Source organism: Candidatus Zixiibacteriota bacterium (genome assembly GCA_040756055.1).
Taxonomy (GTDB): domain Bacteria; phylum Zixibacteria; class MSB-5A5; order GN15; family FEB-12.
This window is the reverse complement of record JBFLZR010000005.1, coordinates 21,068-37,710: the sequence shown is the minus strand read 5'-3', so window position 1 is coordinate 37,710 and position 16,643 is coordinate 21,068. Positions and strand designations below refer to the sequence as shown.

Below are 16,643 nucleotides of genomic sequence, written 5' to 3'. Positions count from 1 at the left end.
TCCATGCGGACCCGTCACATAGCCACAACTCTTGCCATTTTCTTGCTGCTTGCGTGTGGCTCCATATCGTCAGCGCAAGACTCCACGAAAAGCTCCACGCTTTTTGAACCCCTGACGATTAGAAAGACCAAGCTGAATCTCATACCATTTCTAAGCGCGGCAATGGTGGTCGGCGAGGCATCGCAAAAGATAGAGCAGATTAACAATGAGTTTTCAGAAAGGCTCCTGTGGTCCGGCGGGCTTTCGCTGGTTTATCACCCGAAACCGGTGTTTTCTATCGGGCTCAACCTGGAGTATTTCCGAAAGCATCTCCCCGGTGAGTGGGAGGCCATCCGCGGCGGCATAATTTCGGGTAGCCTTGCTATCTATTCGTTGAAGCACGTCAAGTCCATCCCCTATGTCCGGATCGACTTTGGCATCGCAACCGGTACTCTTCCGGACTATTCCGGAGACGATGATCTCGGGCTTGGCACCCATACTTACGGCCGAGCCGGGGTAGGTGTCTTTATCTTTCGAATGAAATCAATAAGCACCAGGATTGAGCTGTACTACAGCATAGTTTTTTCCGGCGAAAATAAGCCTGAGGGCCTTGATGGTCAGGAAATAGGTTTCGATGCTGAGCGGGTCGGTCTCGAGATAGGCCTCGGTATTCCGCTCTTGACGCGTTGAAACGATAGCAATCTCGTACACTTTACAGGAGGGATTCATGCGAACACGCAGAACGTTTGTATTGGCAGTAGCACTATTGCTGGCGGCTTTCAATACCGTCCACGCCGGGAAGAAAGACAAACCTGAAATTGATACCAAACCGGCAAATATCGTCGATTTAAAACTGAACCTGGCTCCGTTTTTGACAGGTGGTGTGGTTATCGGAAAGACAGCGGAGTTGATCGACGATTTTGGCGGCGATGACGTTGATAAGGCACTTTATGGCTTCGGACTGTCGCTGACATATTACCCTCAGCCACGCTATGGACTTCAAGCGAGTATCCAGCGCGGCTATAAGACGGTCCCCGGTGAAGATGTGAGCAATGGTCAGGGATGGTTCTATTCGGTCAGCGGTATATATAACCTGCGGACCCTCACTCGATCCATTCCCTATGCTCGTCTCGATGTTGGGCTCTTTACGGCAAAGTGGCCACAAAGCGGCCCGGACTTGGAGTTGGGTACGTATTCTTTTATACGGTTAGGTTTCGGGTTGTTTTCGTATTCATCGAAAAGCTATAACATGCGATACGAGTTATATTACACGCGGGCTTTTTCCAAAGGCAGACAGATCGACGACCTGTGGGGCTACGAGGTCGATTTCTTCGGCGAGTGCATCGGCATCGAATTCGGCATCGGCATCCCGATAATGAAACGCTGAGGGTATATACTCTACAAGCCTATCCGCTTGATGAAATAAGCTGGATTGAATTCTTCGTCCGTTCCCCGCTTGAGCAATTCCCGCCAGTCGTACCGTCCGCCGAAACGGTAGTAATTCTGAATCAGAAACGCGCTGGTCATGGGGTTGTCAACGAAGCTGCCGTAATTGGTCTTTAGAAAGTCTATCGTCTGTGCGGCCACAATGTCGGCATACAGATAATTCTGCAGATAGACGGGGTGGGTCGTGTAGTGGAATATGGCCGCCCACGGTTTCATATCATCATGCCGGGGTAACATCATGTACTTCTCAAACAGGTCCCAGTAAAGCTTGTTGATATCCCGGTTGGGATTGGTGTAGGCTTCAAGTTCGAAATAAAGCCTCACCAGTGTCGTGCGCAGGTAAATGATATCCTGCGCCCGCTTCGATTTTAGATAGGAATCTATCAATTGCTCCGGCATGTGGGCATATTCAGCCAGCCAGAATTTGTCATCCATCAGAGCGGAAATTGTCTGAGCCATAGCCTCGGACCAGGCGCCCTGAATATTGTTGATGAATAATGGATTGTCCTGCGCGATCTGCGTGTAGTGAACGGCGTGCCCGATCTCGTGGAAAAGCATCCGGGTGCTGTACATGCCATCATACAGGCTCGCCAGTACGCGGACATCATGAGGCGGCTTGATCGGAAACGCGAACGCGAATTGCGACTTTCCCTGCCTGTCAACCAGATCGTAGTAAATGGGCATCTTATCGAGGTCAAAACCAACCCCTTCGAGACTCCGCTGGATGTAGTTCATCTGGGAATCAGCCGGGAAAAAGCGATCCACCTGCGTCGTTATGTCACCGTAGGAATAGGACAGGTCCCAAATCTCCGGACGGTCAACATTGAGGTCGGTCGCAATTCTTTTAATTATCTCAAGGTAGGGTTGAGCGCTGAGCGAATCCAGTTGTCTTAACAGCGCCCGATAGTTAGTCATGTCGATTCCGTTGGCACCGAAGCTAAGGGCGATGTAACTATTATAGCCAAGACGGCGTGCCCGTTGGTCCCGCATCCGGAGCAGTTGTTCGAGACCTTCGGCAAGTTCATCGCCGACCGAACACCACGCCCGGTACGCAAGCTCCCGGCGGGTACGGCCTGGATCCGTGCGAAACACGCTGTAGAGGTATCCCGAGGTCCTCTCAGCCCCCTCGAATTCCGGACGGTAGTTGATATTCACCACTTCCAGCGAATCGCGCAGCTCGCTTATGTCCCTATCGGTTTCAACCTTGCCAACCAGAACGGCGCCGAAAAGTATGTCTCTTCTGCGCTGGTTAAGCTCATCGGTAAGCAGCGCTCCGCCCGAAGACAACTGCTGGTAGATTTCGGGGCCAGAGACTACCTCACCGTAAAGATTTTGATAGTAACGAAGAGAGTCCGATTCACCGGTGGTGTACAGTTCCCACATGGCCAGAGAAATGCGGTAATCGAGCCATTCCATTTTATACTCAAGAGAATCAAGCGTCGTAAGCAGGGCTTCCTGTGTCAGCGGCTGCTGAGTACACGAGACGAGTCTAATCAAAATCATACTCACGGCAATTATGAAAAAGCGCGCCACTCTCATGAACTATTCCTCTTTCGACAGGTCACTGAAATAGCTGAGCGCCATAGCGTAACCGTAGAATCCGAAACCGACCAGATGTCCCAGGCACACCGGCGCAATAACCGACTTGTGTCGGAACTCCTCCCGACTATAAATATTCGACAGATGGACCTCAATCGTGTCAATGCCGACCGCCGCAATAGCATCACGCAGGGCGATACTATAGTGGCTGAACGCCCCGGGATTGATAATCATGCCATCCGCATCAAACCCCTTAGTGTGAATAAAGTCGATCAGTTCGGCTTCAGAATTGGACTGAAAAAACTCAAGCTCGACTTTTAGCTCGGCGGCCAGCAGAACCAGCTTGTCGTTGAGATCCTCCAGGCTCCGGGAACCATAAATTTCCGGCTCTCTCCTGCCCAGCAAATTGAGATTAGGACCATTAACAACAAGAATTTTAGGCATTGCGTCCTCCGAAAAGCCCGTAAACCTCTAAAGCCGATAGCAGTGATTTATATACCAGATCCCTGTTTATTCCTTCCGCAATGATAGGCCTTCCCGGTTTTTCAAGCAAGATGAATTTTGCCGTCAGATTGCCGCGTTTCTTGTCGACCTGCATTGCCTTCATTACCCCGGCAGCATCGATTCTGCGCCGTCTCACGTATTTCAGGAAGCCGGTCAAGATTTTATCATACTTTTTAAGAGTTGCCTCTCGACGACGGCTAAGAATGCAGCTAAGATCGACTGCCGCCTTCAATCCAATGATCAGGGCCTCGCCGTGGGTCAGCTTTCCGAACCCGACAGTCGCTTCTATGGCATGCGAGAAGGTATGGCCCAGGTTGAGAACCATTCTCTGTCCCCTCTCGGTCTCATCGGCAGCGACCACTCTGGCTTTATACCCGGAGCACTCAACGACCACTTTCTGGAGCATGCGACCCTGTTGATCGACCGGCCAATCATGAATATCGTATAACCATTCAAGTACCGGGCCGCCCATCAGACCGCCATATTTGATGACCTCTCCAAGTCCCGATATCCACTCTCGTGTCGGGAGTGTAGCCAGATAATCGATGTCACACCAGACAATGGATGGCTGCCAGAACGAGCCAATAAGGTTCTTTCCAAGCGGATGATTGACACCGGTCTTGCCGCCGATCGCTGCGTCGACCATTCCCAGCAGTGTCGTGGACACAATACCCCATCGAATTCCACGCAGGGCGGAAGATGCCGCGAAACCGACAAGATCGCCTGTCACACCGCCGCCACAGGCCAGAATTAAATCCGAGCGGGTGACTTTTTCCGCAAAAAGCAAATCATGAATTTTGTTAAGCTGTCTCTGGGATTTAAACCGTTCTCCCGATGGCGACACAATTTCGACAGTCCTGAAGTCCTTCTCCAGCGACTTTTGAAGGATATGACCGTGAAGGGCATAAAAGTTGGCGTCGTAGAAAACAAAAAGCCTGGCATCGCCGGCAATCCTGCGAAGTCTCGCAGGTAGTTTGGAACCGATCCCGGAGCCCACCACGACGGGATAGCTGCGTTTGTTCAAATTAACGACTATTTCGGGCATACATTCTTACCAGTTTTGACTTCAATTCGGTAGTCGATTTATCCGGGTCCTTTCCGGTGGTCGAGAAAGTCAGATGCGCCGTCTTGTAGTTTTTCTGACGTTTGGCTAATAGCGATTTCATCCGCTCCCTCAAGACAACCCGACTTTTTTTGGCATCCATGCCCCCCTGCACACGCAGCTTTGGACGAGCCGGTAGTCTGCTGATACGCTGGAGTAGTTCGTCCTGGGCGCAGCTCAGGTAGATAACTACACCACTCTGACTGAGAAGCCCCCGCGTCCTTTTGTTTTCGAAAGCACCGCCCCCCAGGGCAACCACCTTGCTGTGCAACCGCCGCTTGACTATCCCTTCGACGGCCTGCTCTTCGAGGTGACGAAAAGTCTCTTCCCCGTCCTCATCAAAAATGCGAGGTATACTCTTGCCGGCCGCCTGTTCGATTATCTGATCCGTATCGTAGAACTGTACCCGGAGCTTGCGCGCCAGCTTGCGGCCGATGGTCGACTTACCGGAGCCGGAGAAACCCACCAGAAATATATTAGCGTTCTTCAGCATTACAGACCTGCTATACCCCGCCAAACACTTCACCATAAACAGGTTCAAATTCTACCTTTATGCCTGTCCACAGTTCGAGCGATCTGAGAGCCTGCCCTATTAACATGATAGAACCATCGTACGCTGTCAACGCCTGTTTTGCGGCCGAAGCAACAATTTTGTTGCCCCGGTTATAACTGAGGTCACAGTAGATTTTACCGGCCAGCCAGTTAAATGATGACGGCAGAGGGGATTCATCAAGATGGTTCCATCCTCCCAGAGGAGTACAGTTGACAACGATATCGTACGGTTCGTAACTCTGCGGGTCGTAGTCTTCGATTAAACCACCTTCGATATTGAGACTGGGGATATTCTCCTGGAGACACTGCTTGAATTCCGCGAACTTGACGGCACTTCGGGCGAACACACATACTCGCCTCATCTTGAATCTGGTAGCCAGGCTGTGAACGATTGCTTTGGCAGCGCCACCTGCCCCAAAGACAAGCGCCGCTCCGCCGTGGAGCTTATCAGAGTGCTTCAGCAGCGGCAGGGAGAAACCATAGCTGTCTGTGTTGTAACCAAAGACTCGGCCGTCTTTGATACCGATGGAATTGACCGCGCCAACCGCGACGGCAGAGACATCAACTTCATCCAAATACTCCGCAACCCTGTTCTTAAAAGGAATCGTGACCGAGAATCCATCAATGCCGCTCTTGAGAACCTCAGGGAAGTCTATATTGAAACGACGCGGGGCGATGTCATGGGACTTAAAATCGCAGGGCACCCCGGTAATTTTGGAAATTGTCTGGAAAATTTGCGGTGAGAGTGAGTAACCGATTTTATGGCCCACCACTCCAAATAAGTACTTATCTTTCATGCCGTGACTTTATCCAGCAGGCTATAGAAGCCGGGGCACGAGATCTCGACAATATCCGGATTGTCGATGCTGGATGGCCCTATCAGGAAAAGCGAAGCAACTGAAAAAGCCATCGCTATTCGATGGTCGCCGAACGATTTAAAGTCGGCGGCCGTCAGCTCCCTGCGACCTTCAATTGCCAAACCGTCTTCGAGTACGCCGCATTTGACGCCCATGAGTTTAAGATTCTCGGTAATTGCCTCGAGCCGATCCGATTCCTTCGCGCGAAGCTCACCGGCATCACGAATGACCGTGGTACCATCGGCAAAGGCAGCGACCACCGACAGCGCCGGGATTTCATCGATAAGCTCGACGACCGAGTCGCCTGCTATCTTGCGCGCTTTCAGCTCTCCCCCTGTCACGGTGACACTTCCCCGGAGTTCTCCCGAGACTGTTCTCTTTTCAGTGATTTCCACTTTACAGCCCGCCGCCCTCAGGTAATCAAGAAATCCTGTCCTTGTCGGATTCAGCCCTACATTTTCTATAGTGATCGTTTTTTTCGATACCGCCGCGCCGGCCATGAAAAATGCCGCCGTCGAAAAATCACCAGGAATGTCAACCGTGCCGCCGTTTACGCGTGTCTGCGAGGTTATACGGATCTCCTTTTTGAACGACTCCGGCATGTGCATTTTCTTTTTTCTCGGATCGACCGGATCCTGAACCATCACCGGTTTTATTTCTCTCACCTCGACACCTTCACCAAGTTGTTCCAGCATTATTTCGGTGTGGTCACGCGTGATGGTCTTTTCGCGAACGTTCACCGAGCACGAAGATGCCAGCCCGGCCAGTAGCACGGCGGATTTGACCTGCGCCGACGGAATCGGCAACTCATAATCGAACGGCAGCAGCTTCTTCCCGCTGATTTTGACTGGCAGCTTGTTTTCTTTGGAGAACACCTCCGCGCCCATCGCGCTCAGCGGCTCGATCACGCGCGCCATCGGACGTCGTGAAAGCGAATCATCACCGGAGAGAGTTACCGTAAGATTCGAGCCGGCGATGATGCCGAAAAGAAGTCGCGCGGTCGTTGCGGAATTGCCGCATTCGATAAGCGTATCGGGAGCGATGGTCAGCGTCTCCGGGGGACTCAAGCGCATTATCCCGTCCTGCTCGCTAACCCGCACTCCGAACGCCCTGGCGGCTTCGAGTGATCTCAAACAGTCGGCATTGCGAGGAAAGTTGATAATCTTGATATCGCCTTTGGACAGTATCGACAAGAGCGCCGCTCGGTGACCTATTGATTTGTCCCCGGGGACAGATATTGTACCGCCATATTTTTTTGTCGGGTGAATCTTACGGGGCATCAGAATGTCCTGTCGAGTACCGCTGCAATCGCCTTAACCTGATCCATCATGCTCTGAAACATGTCAGGGGTGATTGCCTGAGCACCATCGGAGAGCGCATTGGCCGGATCATGGTGAACTTCGACAAGCAGACCATCGGCGCCAACCGCGACAGCCGCACGGGAAAGCGGAATAACAAAGTCCTTCCGGCCGGTACCGTGACTGGGGTCGGCAATTATGGGCAGATGACTGGTGCGTTTTACATATGGAATCGCGGAGAGGTCGAGCGTATTTCTTGTTCGGTCGGCGGATATCCTGACTCCTCTCTCACAGAGGATCACATTCGGATTGCCCTCGGCAAGAATATATTCCGCGGCCATCAGAAACTCCTCAAGAGTAGCTGACATGCCGCGCTTGAGAAGAACCGGTTTCCGTGATCGTCCGGCTTTGCGAAGCAGTGAGAAATTCTGCATATTGCGGGCGCCAATCTGAATGATATCAGTGTACTCCGCGACCAGGTCCAGCGTCTCCGTGTCGAGAGCCTCGGTGGCTATCAATAGACCAAACTCCTGCTTAACTTCACGGAGGATTTTCAATCCTTTCTCTCCCAGCCCCTGGAAACTGTATGGTGATGTCCTTGGTTTGAACGCCCCGCCGCGAAACACCTTTGCGCCCGCTTTTGACACCGCCTCCGCTATCGCGAAAGCTTGCTCGCGGCTCTCCACGCTGCACGGCCCAGCCATCATCACACACTCTCGTCCGCCAATGCGGACACCGCTGATGTCCACAATCGTGTCCTCCGCTTTGTGATCGCGGCTGACCAGTCTGAAAGGGGGAGTAACGTGAATTATGTCTTTCACGCCAGGCTGAGCGAATATCTTATCGGCATCAACTTTCGACTTATTCCCGGTTACACCCACCACTGTTCTCTGTGTGCCCGGTATCGGATGGGCGGTGAGCCCCATTGACTCGATAACAATACAAACCTTGGCGACCATCTGGTCGGTAGCGGTCGTCTCCATTACAACTAACATTAATAAGTCTCCGTAGATACCGTCAGTTTAACAGCCCGGCCTTTCGAGCCAGGGAATTTTCATAGCAACTACATAAGGTATTTTTTGCCGGATAGAGGCGCAAGTGATTATTCGCGACCCGTTACATCTCCTCGGGGGCCTTTAACCCCAGCAAATAGAGACCCTCTTTTATCACCACTTGAACCGACCTGACCAGCGCCATGCGAGCAGCCGTGAGGTCAGCATTATCGGATATAATCTTATCGATCTTTCCGCTTTCATCCTTGCGTTGATATACCTTATTGAAAGCGCCCGCCAATTTCAACAGATGAGTGGAAATAAAATTCGGCTCGTAATTTCTGGCCGCGTCCCTTATTGCATCTGGAGCGTCTGCCAGCAACTCCACAACCCGCTTCTCCTCCTCGTTGTCGAGAAAACCGATGTTGATATCCGGCGATATTTTCCCCGAATAGTTGCGCATAAGTGAACAGAGTCTCGCGTGCGTGTACTGCAAATACGGACCGGTCTCTCCTTCGAAACTGAGTACTTCGTTCCAATCGAAATTGACATCCTTCTGACGCCTGACTGAAAGCTGAGAAAATATTACCGCGCCGGTGCCGATCATAAGGGCAGTCTCATCGATATTCTTCAAATCCGGGTTCTTCTCGAGGATTTTCTGTTTGGCCAGATCAACGGCCTGGTTGACGACATCCTCGAGGAAAACGATATTACCCCGCCGGGTCGACATGGTTTTCTCACCGAACTTGACCCATCCAAAGTCGATATGTTTGGCCCGGGGAGCGATTCTTCTGGATTCTGGCACATTCTCCGCCTCCTCGAGCATTTGGACCACCTTGAAAACCTGCTTGAAGTGATCGGACTGAGCCGAAGCTACAACATAAAGCGCCTCGTGAAAATCGTATTTCTCGGCGCGATATAACAGGCCGACAATATCCCTGGTAGCATACAACGTGGCGCCATCGGCTTTGCGCAAAAGACACGGCGGCAGTTGCGGGTCGTGAAGGTCCACTATGAGGGCGCCATCGGAAACCGATGTCAGCCCGACTTTCTTCAGACGCTGAATGACCGGCTCTATTTTGTCGTTGAGAAACGCTTCACCGGTTGTCCAATCGAACTCTATTCCCATAATGTCAAATACACGCTGCCACTCCGCAAATGAGATATTCCGGAAACGTTCCCAGAGCGCCCTTTCCTCCGGCCTGCCATTTTCCAGATTCTTAAACGCCTCTCTTGCCTCCTCAGCAAAATCCGGGTTCTTTTCTTCTTCGTCATGGAATTTCACGTACAGATTCAGCAGGTCGGAGACAGTCTCCTTGCCCACGGGCAAATCGGCTCCCCATTTCCGGTAGGCGACAATCATCTTGCCGAACTGAGTCCCCCAGTCGCCCACATAATTGATACCGACGGCATCATAGCCAAGCCGTTGGAAGATTTTCCTTAAAGAATTACCTAAGATGGTGGTACGCAAGTGCCCGACACCAAACGGCTTAGCGATGTTGGCGGAACAGTACTCCACAAGCACGGTACGACCCCTACCATCATCCGAAAAACCGTAGGCAGCGTCCGCTGTGATAATATCCCGTAGAGTTTCCGCTCCTTCCTCGGCAAAGTCGGTTCTGGCATTTATGAATCCGCCGGTCGCGACAGTCCTCACCGGGGCGCTCGAAAGCAATGCGTCGGCGGCTTCGGATATTTTCTCGGCTATGTTCTGCGGCTTATCACCTAAAAGACCGGCATATTTGAAAACCGGCAGAGCGAAACGTCCCATTGTTGGGTCTTTTGGCTTCTCGAGATTTTGAAATACAAAACCAGAGTCGAAAATACTCTGCTGACCCGTTTCGAAATATTTCTCCGGGTATACAGTCTGAAAGGCTTCACTAATCGCCCTTGAAAATATCTCTTTGTATTTGCTTTTGCTCATCAGCCTGATTGTCTATCGTAAAGTTATTGAGAAGGCTAAAAATAACAGTTTTATCCGTCAAGTCCAGAATTATCAGCCAGTTCGGGGCGAATATTTGACGCACTCGTCACTACGATCCATTGTCGCGAGCAAGCGTCCAGCCTACAGAACTCCCGCTTCGTATCTCGGATTTTCGAAAGAAGCCGAAAAACAGGACAGTCGAAATAACATATAGCACAATCGTAATATTCATAGTCACTGTATAGCCGTAGGCCTCAATGAGACTTCCGCCAATAGCCGCTGAGAACATCCACGAGGATGTCCAGGCGACCTGAAGTAGTGCGTTGACCAACCCCTGCTCCTGCTTCTGCGACATCTCCATGCCAAAATTCGTGACGAGCGGGGCTCCGAGATTCATCAGACCGCCCCTGAAGATGAACGCTATGAAAGCCAACGGCAGCATATAGCTGTACGACAATACCAGCATGAACGGAATTGACGCGATCTGCGTGATAACGACCGTCCTCACCAGCCCGAACCGTTTAACCAGCAACGGGCCGGATAGCGACCCGACAAGCATGGCAAGCTGGACCACGAAATAGTACAGACCTATAGTATCCGGAGTCAGGCCGAACCTGTCCCGAAAGTACAGGTTCAGAAACGGAATAATCAGTCCGGCTCCTCCCCCAAGTATGAAATTGCTTATGGTGATTTTGAAGTAGAACCAGCCTCGCTGTCTTAACTGGGCCCAGGTGATATTGATTTTGTTTTCTTCCACTGAAGGTTTTGCCGCCTTGATCAGAAAAAACGGTATTACGGCCATCAGCGCCACCACAATACCCAGATACATGGTTAACTGGTAGCCGAGGACGATATCACCCGTGAGATCGCCAAGAACCATCACCATCTTCCCCGAACCGATCGACCCCGCCATGCCCGCCAGCAACATCATTCCGAATGAAAACGAAAACAAATGCGTACGTTCCGTCGGTGTTGAATTTCGCATATAGAAAGGCGCGGCCGCCACCCGGTAAAACGCGAAAGCCATGCCGCTGAGAACGGAGAAACCCACCAAAAGAATAAACACCTGATACGTGGCTATGAAGAAACTGAACCCGGCAAATAAAATCCCGCTGATAATCAGCAGCGGTTTCAGTTTGACCCGACTCATCAGTATGGCGGCCGGAATCGCAATGACCGTCATTCCTATGGCCCGGGAGGAGACAACAAAACCTATCTCCCCTTCGTTAAATCCAAGCTGCTTGAGATACAGATTCAGAAGAAGCTGAAATACGTGGAAGTTGATACCCATAAGGAAAGAACCGAACAGGTAAAGACGGGCGTTGCGCGAAAACATTTTGACGTGCGACAGATATTCGACCACGCCCGTTCTCAGCGCGCTTGATAGTGAGCCGATGTTGGATTGTTCGGGAGGTGATGATATCGTGGTAGGCATGGAGCTATCGACAACTCTACAGTTGGAATGTGCCCTGTGTCACATGTACGACCGGCCCGGTCAGCCTGATAGTGTCGGTCTTCTCAATCCAGTGAATATCCAGAGAGCCGGTATCAAAAACTACCTCGCACCTACGGTCCACCAAGCCCAGCATAACACCGGCGCAGGCCGATGCCGCTGCCCCGGTTCCCGATGATCCGGTAGCCCCCGCACCTCTCTCCCAGTCACACACCAATATCTCGCGGGGAGTGACAACCTTGACAAACTCAACGTTCGTCCGATTCGGAAAGGCTTTGTGGACTTCCAGATCAGCGCCGAGAGCTTTCCAGTCGAAGTCGAAATTGTCGACGAAAAGCACCGTATGCGGGTTGCCCACCGACAAACATGTCACCGGGAGATTTACCGTACCCACCTTGAGCGGCGCATTTATCATATAACGCTGACTAGTCTTAACCGGAATTTTCGAAGTGTCGAACTCGGGCCGGCCCAGATCAACGGTCACCAGGTAGCCGTTTTTTATTTTCCTGCCGATTTGTACCCGGTCGACACCCGCACCTGTCCGAAAAAGAAAGTCGCTTTTTTGCCGCTTTCCGCTTTTCAGAAATACGTGGACTCCCGCGATACGCAGACCATTTCCCGATTTCTCGGCCCAACTGCCATCGGCGTTGTAGATGTCCACTTTGTAGTCAATTCCACGGGCTTTCGACAGTACCAGTATACCATCGGCGCCCGCGCCCGTGCGGCGATGGCAGAAGGTCCGCGCGATATTTGAAAGACGACGTCCGGACAGACTGGCTCCGGTTTGCTCTATAACGAGAAAGTCGTTTTGTAGAGCGTGGTACTTGGTGAATTGTATCTGCATAGGGCTAACGAAATGGCTTTTTGGCGCTTCTGGCAATTTAAAAAAGCCCGCGTTGCGGGCTTTTTGTATTTGCTGAGAACAACAGGTCTCTGCTACATATTCTCTTTGAGTAATTTTCCCAGCCGCGTGATACCTTCCACGATTCCCTCGAGCGTGGCGTTAGAGAAGTTCAGTCTCATGGTGTTCTGACCGCCGCCATCCGGGAAAAACGGCGAACCATAAACATATGCAACCTTCTGCTCCACAGCCTTGGGCAGGAGGTCCTTGGCTGATACGTGTTCGGGTAGTTCTACCCACAGGAAGAGGCCGCCCTCAGGCTCAGTCCATCTGACACCATGCGGGAAGGTTTCTTTCATCGTTTTGAGCATCACGTCGCGCTTGGCACGATAGTCAGCCACTATTTTCTTTATGTGCGGCTCCAATTTGCCGGCCGCGATAAACTCATATATGAGATATTGACAAAGTGTGTTAGTGTGCAGGTCGGTACATTGTTTGACTTTCTCGAAGTGTCCCATTATGGCCTTGGCGCCATTCATCCACCCGAGCCTGAGTCCGGGGGCGACTATTTTCGAGAACGACCTCAGCGCTATCACCTGGTCGCCGCCCAGCGACTTGAGTGTCGGAACACGCTCGCCGGTAAAACGAATATCACCATAAGGATTATCATCGACTATCGGAATATTGTAGCGCATGGCCAGATCAATGAGTTTTTTGCGACGTTCCAGAGACATCGTAATACCGGTCGGATTCTGGAAATTCGACACGGTATAGATGAGTTTCGGCTTGTATTTTATGATCTTTTCTTCGGCCTGCTCTATAATCATTCCCTCGTTATCCATATCAACCGTTGCATAGCGGGCCTGATAGTAATTGAATGCCTGCAAAGCGCCAACATAGGTTGGATACTCAGTAATGATATAATCGCCTCTGTCGACAAAAGCTCTCGCCACCAACTCAATCGCCTGTTGCGCACCGGCGGTTATGAGAATGTTGTCCACCTCGCACACTGTGCCGCGTTCAGCCGCGCGCCGGGCGAGAAGTTCCCGAAGCTGCGGGATACCGCGCGACAGCGTATACTGAAACGCAGGAGCTCCATGCTTGCGTACAACCTCGTCCATAGCCTGCCTGAGGTCCTCAAGCGGAAACAGCTCAGGAGCAGGAAGACCGCCGGCAAACGAAATCACGCCCGGTTGGGACGAGATCTTGAGAATTTCACGAATAATCGAAGACTCCAGCCTTACGACGTGCGGCGCTATTTTCCACTGCTCGACCTGTGTCTTGTTGTTTTGTCCGACGAGCATTGCTCTGTCATCCTTTCTCTGGTTATTGTAAAACTTTTACTTACGACTCTATTTCCGAAAAAAGTGCTTTTTGTCCACACGGATTATAGTAATCGGGGCTGGAAAACACAACGGAAAAAGGAATCACCTGCCCTCGTATGTCATAGGACAAAACAAAACGAGGTACATAGACAGATCTATCTGATATCATTGATCCTGAGATTCTATCTCTGCGACACCGCCGCCGATCGCGCACACCCACTCGCGCCATGACAATAAATCAGGGACCCGTTGTGAAGAACGACATGTAGCAACCGGCGTCATACCCGCTCATATCCATCGCGGTGCCATCATGCGCCCGAATCTCCCCGGTAAGGATGATCATGTGTTCCGTATTCGGAAGAAATGCGGAATCCGCGTGAAATACACAACTATCCGATGTGGCATTCCAGTGCATTGCACCGGTATAACTGACACTGTCGATCCAGTCCATCGTGTGATCATCGGGCGGGTTGCCCATCTGGCCGCCACCGGTTGAGTCGTTTCGCTGCATAAGCGAATCCATGCAGGTTTGAATCCCTGAAGCTCCCACGACACGCATACTCCTGTTCACCGAGGCTGTGTCCATGGGGCGATTGAACTTAATCCCCAACGCTCCGTGGCGGTTAACATTACTTTCACCATTGGCCGGATATACATTGTCAATAGAAGGCGTCTCCAGACCATACTCTGCAACGACCGGATCGATAACTTGCTGTTCGTCATAGCAGGCAAAAAAGCTGAAAAGAGGTAATAAGGCGATTATTGCGGTAAGAGACTTGAACGATGATTTCATGCGAGCTCCTCTCGAAATGTGCCAGTAATAATTACTACTATCTCCATAGGCGCTGCCCAACCAGCGCGAGAGGTGCTCCGAAAGCCTTTTCTTGAAAATGAGGTCGAAAGCGAGTACTTCGACCTATCCAAAATAATACGTAATCGCCCCTGTATTTTGTTGGCAGGAATTTTTGCGATGCTCGGCTTCGTTGAGGCAATCCCCGCAATAGACGCAAACCACTGTACTACAGACCCTTAGGGTCAGCCCGTCACCGACGCGCTGACCGAATCCCGGCTAAATGTCATAGTACATTTGGAATTCGTATGGCGTGGGTCTGATACGAATCTGCGTGACCTCATTCCGTTTGATTTTGATCCAACTTTGGAGCAAATCTTCGGTAAAGACGCCCGAAGCAAGCAAATACTCATTGTCGGCCTCGAGGGCATTCAGCGCCTTGTTGAGCGAGGTCGGCAGAAGGTGAATTTTCGCCAGCTCGTCTTCGGGCAAAGTGTCCAGATTCTTGTCCAGCGGCAGACCCGGGTCAATCTTGTTTTTGATACCGTCGATCCCAGCCATCAGCATAGCCGAATATGAGAGATACGGATTCATGGTACCATCGGGAGGGCGGAACTCGAACCGCATTGTTTTGGGATCGCGCTGGTACCCCGGTATGCGTATACACGCCGTTCGGTTGCCGACCGAATAAGTACCGGCCACAGGCGCCTCGAATCCCGGCACGAGCCGCTTGAAGGAGTTGGTCGAGGGGTTGGTAAAGGCCAGCAGGGAGTCAACGTGCTTGAGGATTCCGCCCATGTAATACAGTCCAATCTTGGAGAAACGCGCGGGACCTTTGGCATCGTAAAAGATCGAGCCTTTGCTGTCGGCCAGGTACTGATGGACGTGAAGCCCGGACCCCGGTTCGTTGAACAGAGGTTTGGGCATAAAGGTCGCCGACATCTTGTTGCGGAAAGCATGATTCTTAATAAAATATTTGACCAGCATGCTCTGGTCGGCCATTTTCAGAAGCGGTGCGAATTTTATTTCAATTTCGTGCTGACCGGCCGAGCCAACCTCGTGGTGGTGGTATTTCAATTCAATCCCCACCTTCGACAGCAATGATGACATCTCGGAACGCAAATTGAAACTACGGTCCATCGGCGGAGCGGCATGATACCCCTTCTTATACGGTATCTTAAAGCCGAGGCTCTCCTCATCCTGCGCCGCGTTCCACTCGGCCTCTTCGGAGTCGAGGTAATAAAAGGCCTGATCCGGTCCCTGATAAAAGTTAACCTTGCTGAACAGGTAAAATTCGAATTCCGGCCCGATTATAGCCCGAATACCCGGTTTCACTTTATTCAGATATGTTTCGGCGTCTTCGGCTACACGACGTGGGTTGCGCGAGTACGGCTCGACCTTATCGCGCGAGTCCATGATATCACACATGAACGAAAGAGTTGGTCTTTCATAAAACGGGTCGATGAAGGCCGTCTCGGCCACGGGAAGGGCAAGCATATCGCCGCGCTCGATGGATGAGTAGCCCGGCAGTGAGGATCCATCCACGCCCACCCCCGTTTTGAACAGAGTTTCGCTCAGTGCCGATACCGGGATAGTGATGTGGTGCCACAAACCGGGCAGGTCGATAAACTTGAGGTCGATGAATTCAATTTTGTTATCTTTAGCTAATTTCTGCAGACGTTCCAGTTTCATGATTTCCTCATAGGCCGTTTATGGTTAAAATGCGCCATAATTTAACCTTTTTTGGCGATTGCGCAAGAAAATCCGGCGACTGCATTGAATACAAAAAAAGAGCCACCGAGCGGGATCGAACCGCTGACCTGCTGATTACGAATCAGCTGCTCTACCAGCTGAGCTACGGTGGCCGAAATTGTGTTGATGTCGAAAGCGTTCGGAATAAAAGCAAAAATCTAAATTCCCGCAATGGAAAAAATCCAAAGAAATTGAAACGTAATTACCTTAAGCTTGTTGTAATAATAGAGCTTAACAGGTTGAATTGACCGGCTTAAGCTTAATAATGCAGCGAATACAGGGTGATTTG

General features: G+C 51.3%; 15 protein-coding genes and 1 tRNA gene. 2 read left to right on the top strand and 14 right to left on the bottom strand.

Features of this window, described 5'->3' with window-relative positions; all coding sequences use genetic code 11:
• Positions 1–3: 3 nt before the first annotated feature.
• Together AB1483_10090 and AB1483_10085 are read left to right on the top strand one after the other, a co-directional pair.
• Positions 4–669, top strand: coding sequence for a hypothetical protein (locus tag AB1483_10090; protein ID MEW6412807.1), 666 nt, complete (start codon positions 4–6; stop codon positions 667–669).
• 37 nt (positions 670–706) lie between these two features.
• Positions 707–1,366 (top strand): hypothetical protein, encoded by a 660-nt coding sequence (locus AB1483_10085; protein ID MEW6412806.1) that lies wholly within the window; start codon positions 707–709, stop codon positions 1,364–1,366.
• An 11-nt stretch (positions 1,367–1,377) separates the two neighbouring features.
• Here AB1483_10085 and AB1483_10080 read toward each other — a convergent pair whose 3' ends face one another.
• The 14 genes from AB1483_10080 to AB1483_10015 form a co-directional block, all read right to left on the bottom strand.
• A complete protein-coding gene (locus AB1483_10080; GenBank protein ID MEW6412805.1) occupies positions 1,378–2,964 on the bottom strand; it encodes a M3 family metallopeptidase in 1,587 nt (528 codons plus the stop codon).
• A gap of 3 nt (positions 2,965–2,967) precedes the next feature.
• Positions 2,968–3,408, bottom strand: a complete 441-nt coding sequence (gene aroQ / locus AB1483_10075) for a type II 3-dehydroquinate dehydratase (protein MEW6412804.1) — start codon at positions 3,406–3,408, stop codon at positions 2,968–2,970.
• The gene (gene aroB, locus AB1483_10070; GenBank protein ID MEW6412803.1) at positions 3,401–4,513 is read right to left on the bottom strand and encodes a 3-dehydroquinate synthase; all 1,113 of its coding nucleotides are present in this window, start codon (positions 4,511–4,513) and stop codon (positions 3,401–3,403) included. Before aroB ends, aroQ begins: the two co-directional genes overlap by 8 nt.
• Complete coding sequence (locus tag AB1483_10065) at positions 4,494–5,063, bottom strand: shikimate kinase (GenBank protein ID MEW6412802.1); 570 nt, start codon at positions 5,061–5,063, stop codon at positions 4,494–4,496. The genes aroB and AB1483_10065 overlap by 20 nt, the downstream gene beginning before the upstream one ends.
• A 10-nt stretch (positions 5,064–5,073) precedes the next feature.
• Complete coding sequence (locus AB1483_10060) at positions 5,074–5,919, bottom strand: shikimate dehydrogenase (protein ID MEW6412801.1); 846 nt, start codon at positions 5,917–5,919, stop codon at positions 5,074–5,076.
• Complete coding sequence (gene aroA / locus AB1483_10055; protein MEW6412800.1) at positions 5,916–7,259, bottom strand: 3-phosphoshikimate 1-carboxyvinyltransferase; 1,344 nt, start codon at positions 7,257–7,259, stop codon at positions 5,916–5,918. Before aroA ends, AB1483_10060 begins: the two co-directional genes overlap by 4 nt.
• On the bottom strand, positions 7,259–8,272 hold the full coding sequence (aroF, locus tag AB1483_10050; protein ID MEW6412799.1) for a 3-deoxy-7-phosphoheptulonate synthase: 1,014 nt from the start codon (positions 8,270–8,272) through the stop codon (positions 7,259–7,261). The genes aroA and aroF overlap by 1 nt, the downstream gene beginning before the upstream one ends.
• Positions 8,273–8,393: 121 nt before the next feature.
• On the bottom strand, positions 8,394–10,193 hold the full coding sequence (gene argS, locus AB1483_10045; protein ID MEW6412798.1) for an arginine--tRNA ligase: 1,800 nt from the start codon (positions 10,191–10,193) through the stop codon (positions 8,394–8,396).
• Positions 10,194–10,302: 109 nt separating this feature from the next.
• Positions 10,303–11,628 (bottom strand): MFS transporter, encoded by a 1,326-nt coding sequence (locus AB1483_10040; protein MEW6412797.1) that lies wholly within the window; start codon positions 11,626–11,628, stop codon positions 10,303–10,305.
• Between the two features lie 16 nt (positions 11,629–11,644).
• Positions 11,645–12,490, bottom strand: a complete 846-nt coding sequence (gene dapF / locus AB1483_10035) for a diaminopimelate epimerase (GenBank protein ID MEW6412796.1) — start codon at positions 12,488–12,490, stop codon at positions 11,645–11,647.
• A 92-nt stretch (positions 12,491–12,582) separates the two neighbouring features.
• The gene (locus AB1483_10030) at positions 12,583–13,791 is read right to left on the bottom strand and encodes a PLP-dependent aminotransferase family protein (GenBank protein MEW6412795.1); all 1,209 of its coding nucleotides are present in this window, start codon (positions 13,789–13,791) and stop codon (positions 12,583–12,585) included.
• 259 nt (positions 13,792–14,050) lie between these two features.
• Positions 14,051–14,605: an Ig-like domain-containing protein gene (locus AB1483_10025; protein ID MEW6412794.1), complete on the bottom strand. Its 555-nt coding sequence runs from the start codon at positions 14,603–14,605 to the stop codon at positions 14,051–14,053.
• A gap of 276 nt (positions 14,606–14,881) precedes the next feature.
• Complete coding sequence (glnA, locus tag AB1483_10020) at positions 14,882–16,294, bottom strand: type I glutamate--ammonia ligase (protein MEW6412793.1); 1,413 nt, start codon at positions 16,292–16,294, stop codon at positions 14,882–14,884.
• Positions 16,295–16,394: 100 nt separating this feature from the next.
• Positions 16,395–16,467: transfer RNA gene (locus tag AB1483_10015), tRNA-Thr, on the bottom strand.
• Positions 16,468–16,643 lie beyond the last annotated feature (176 nt).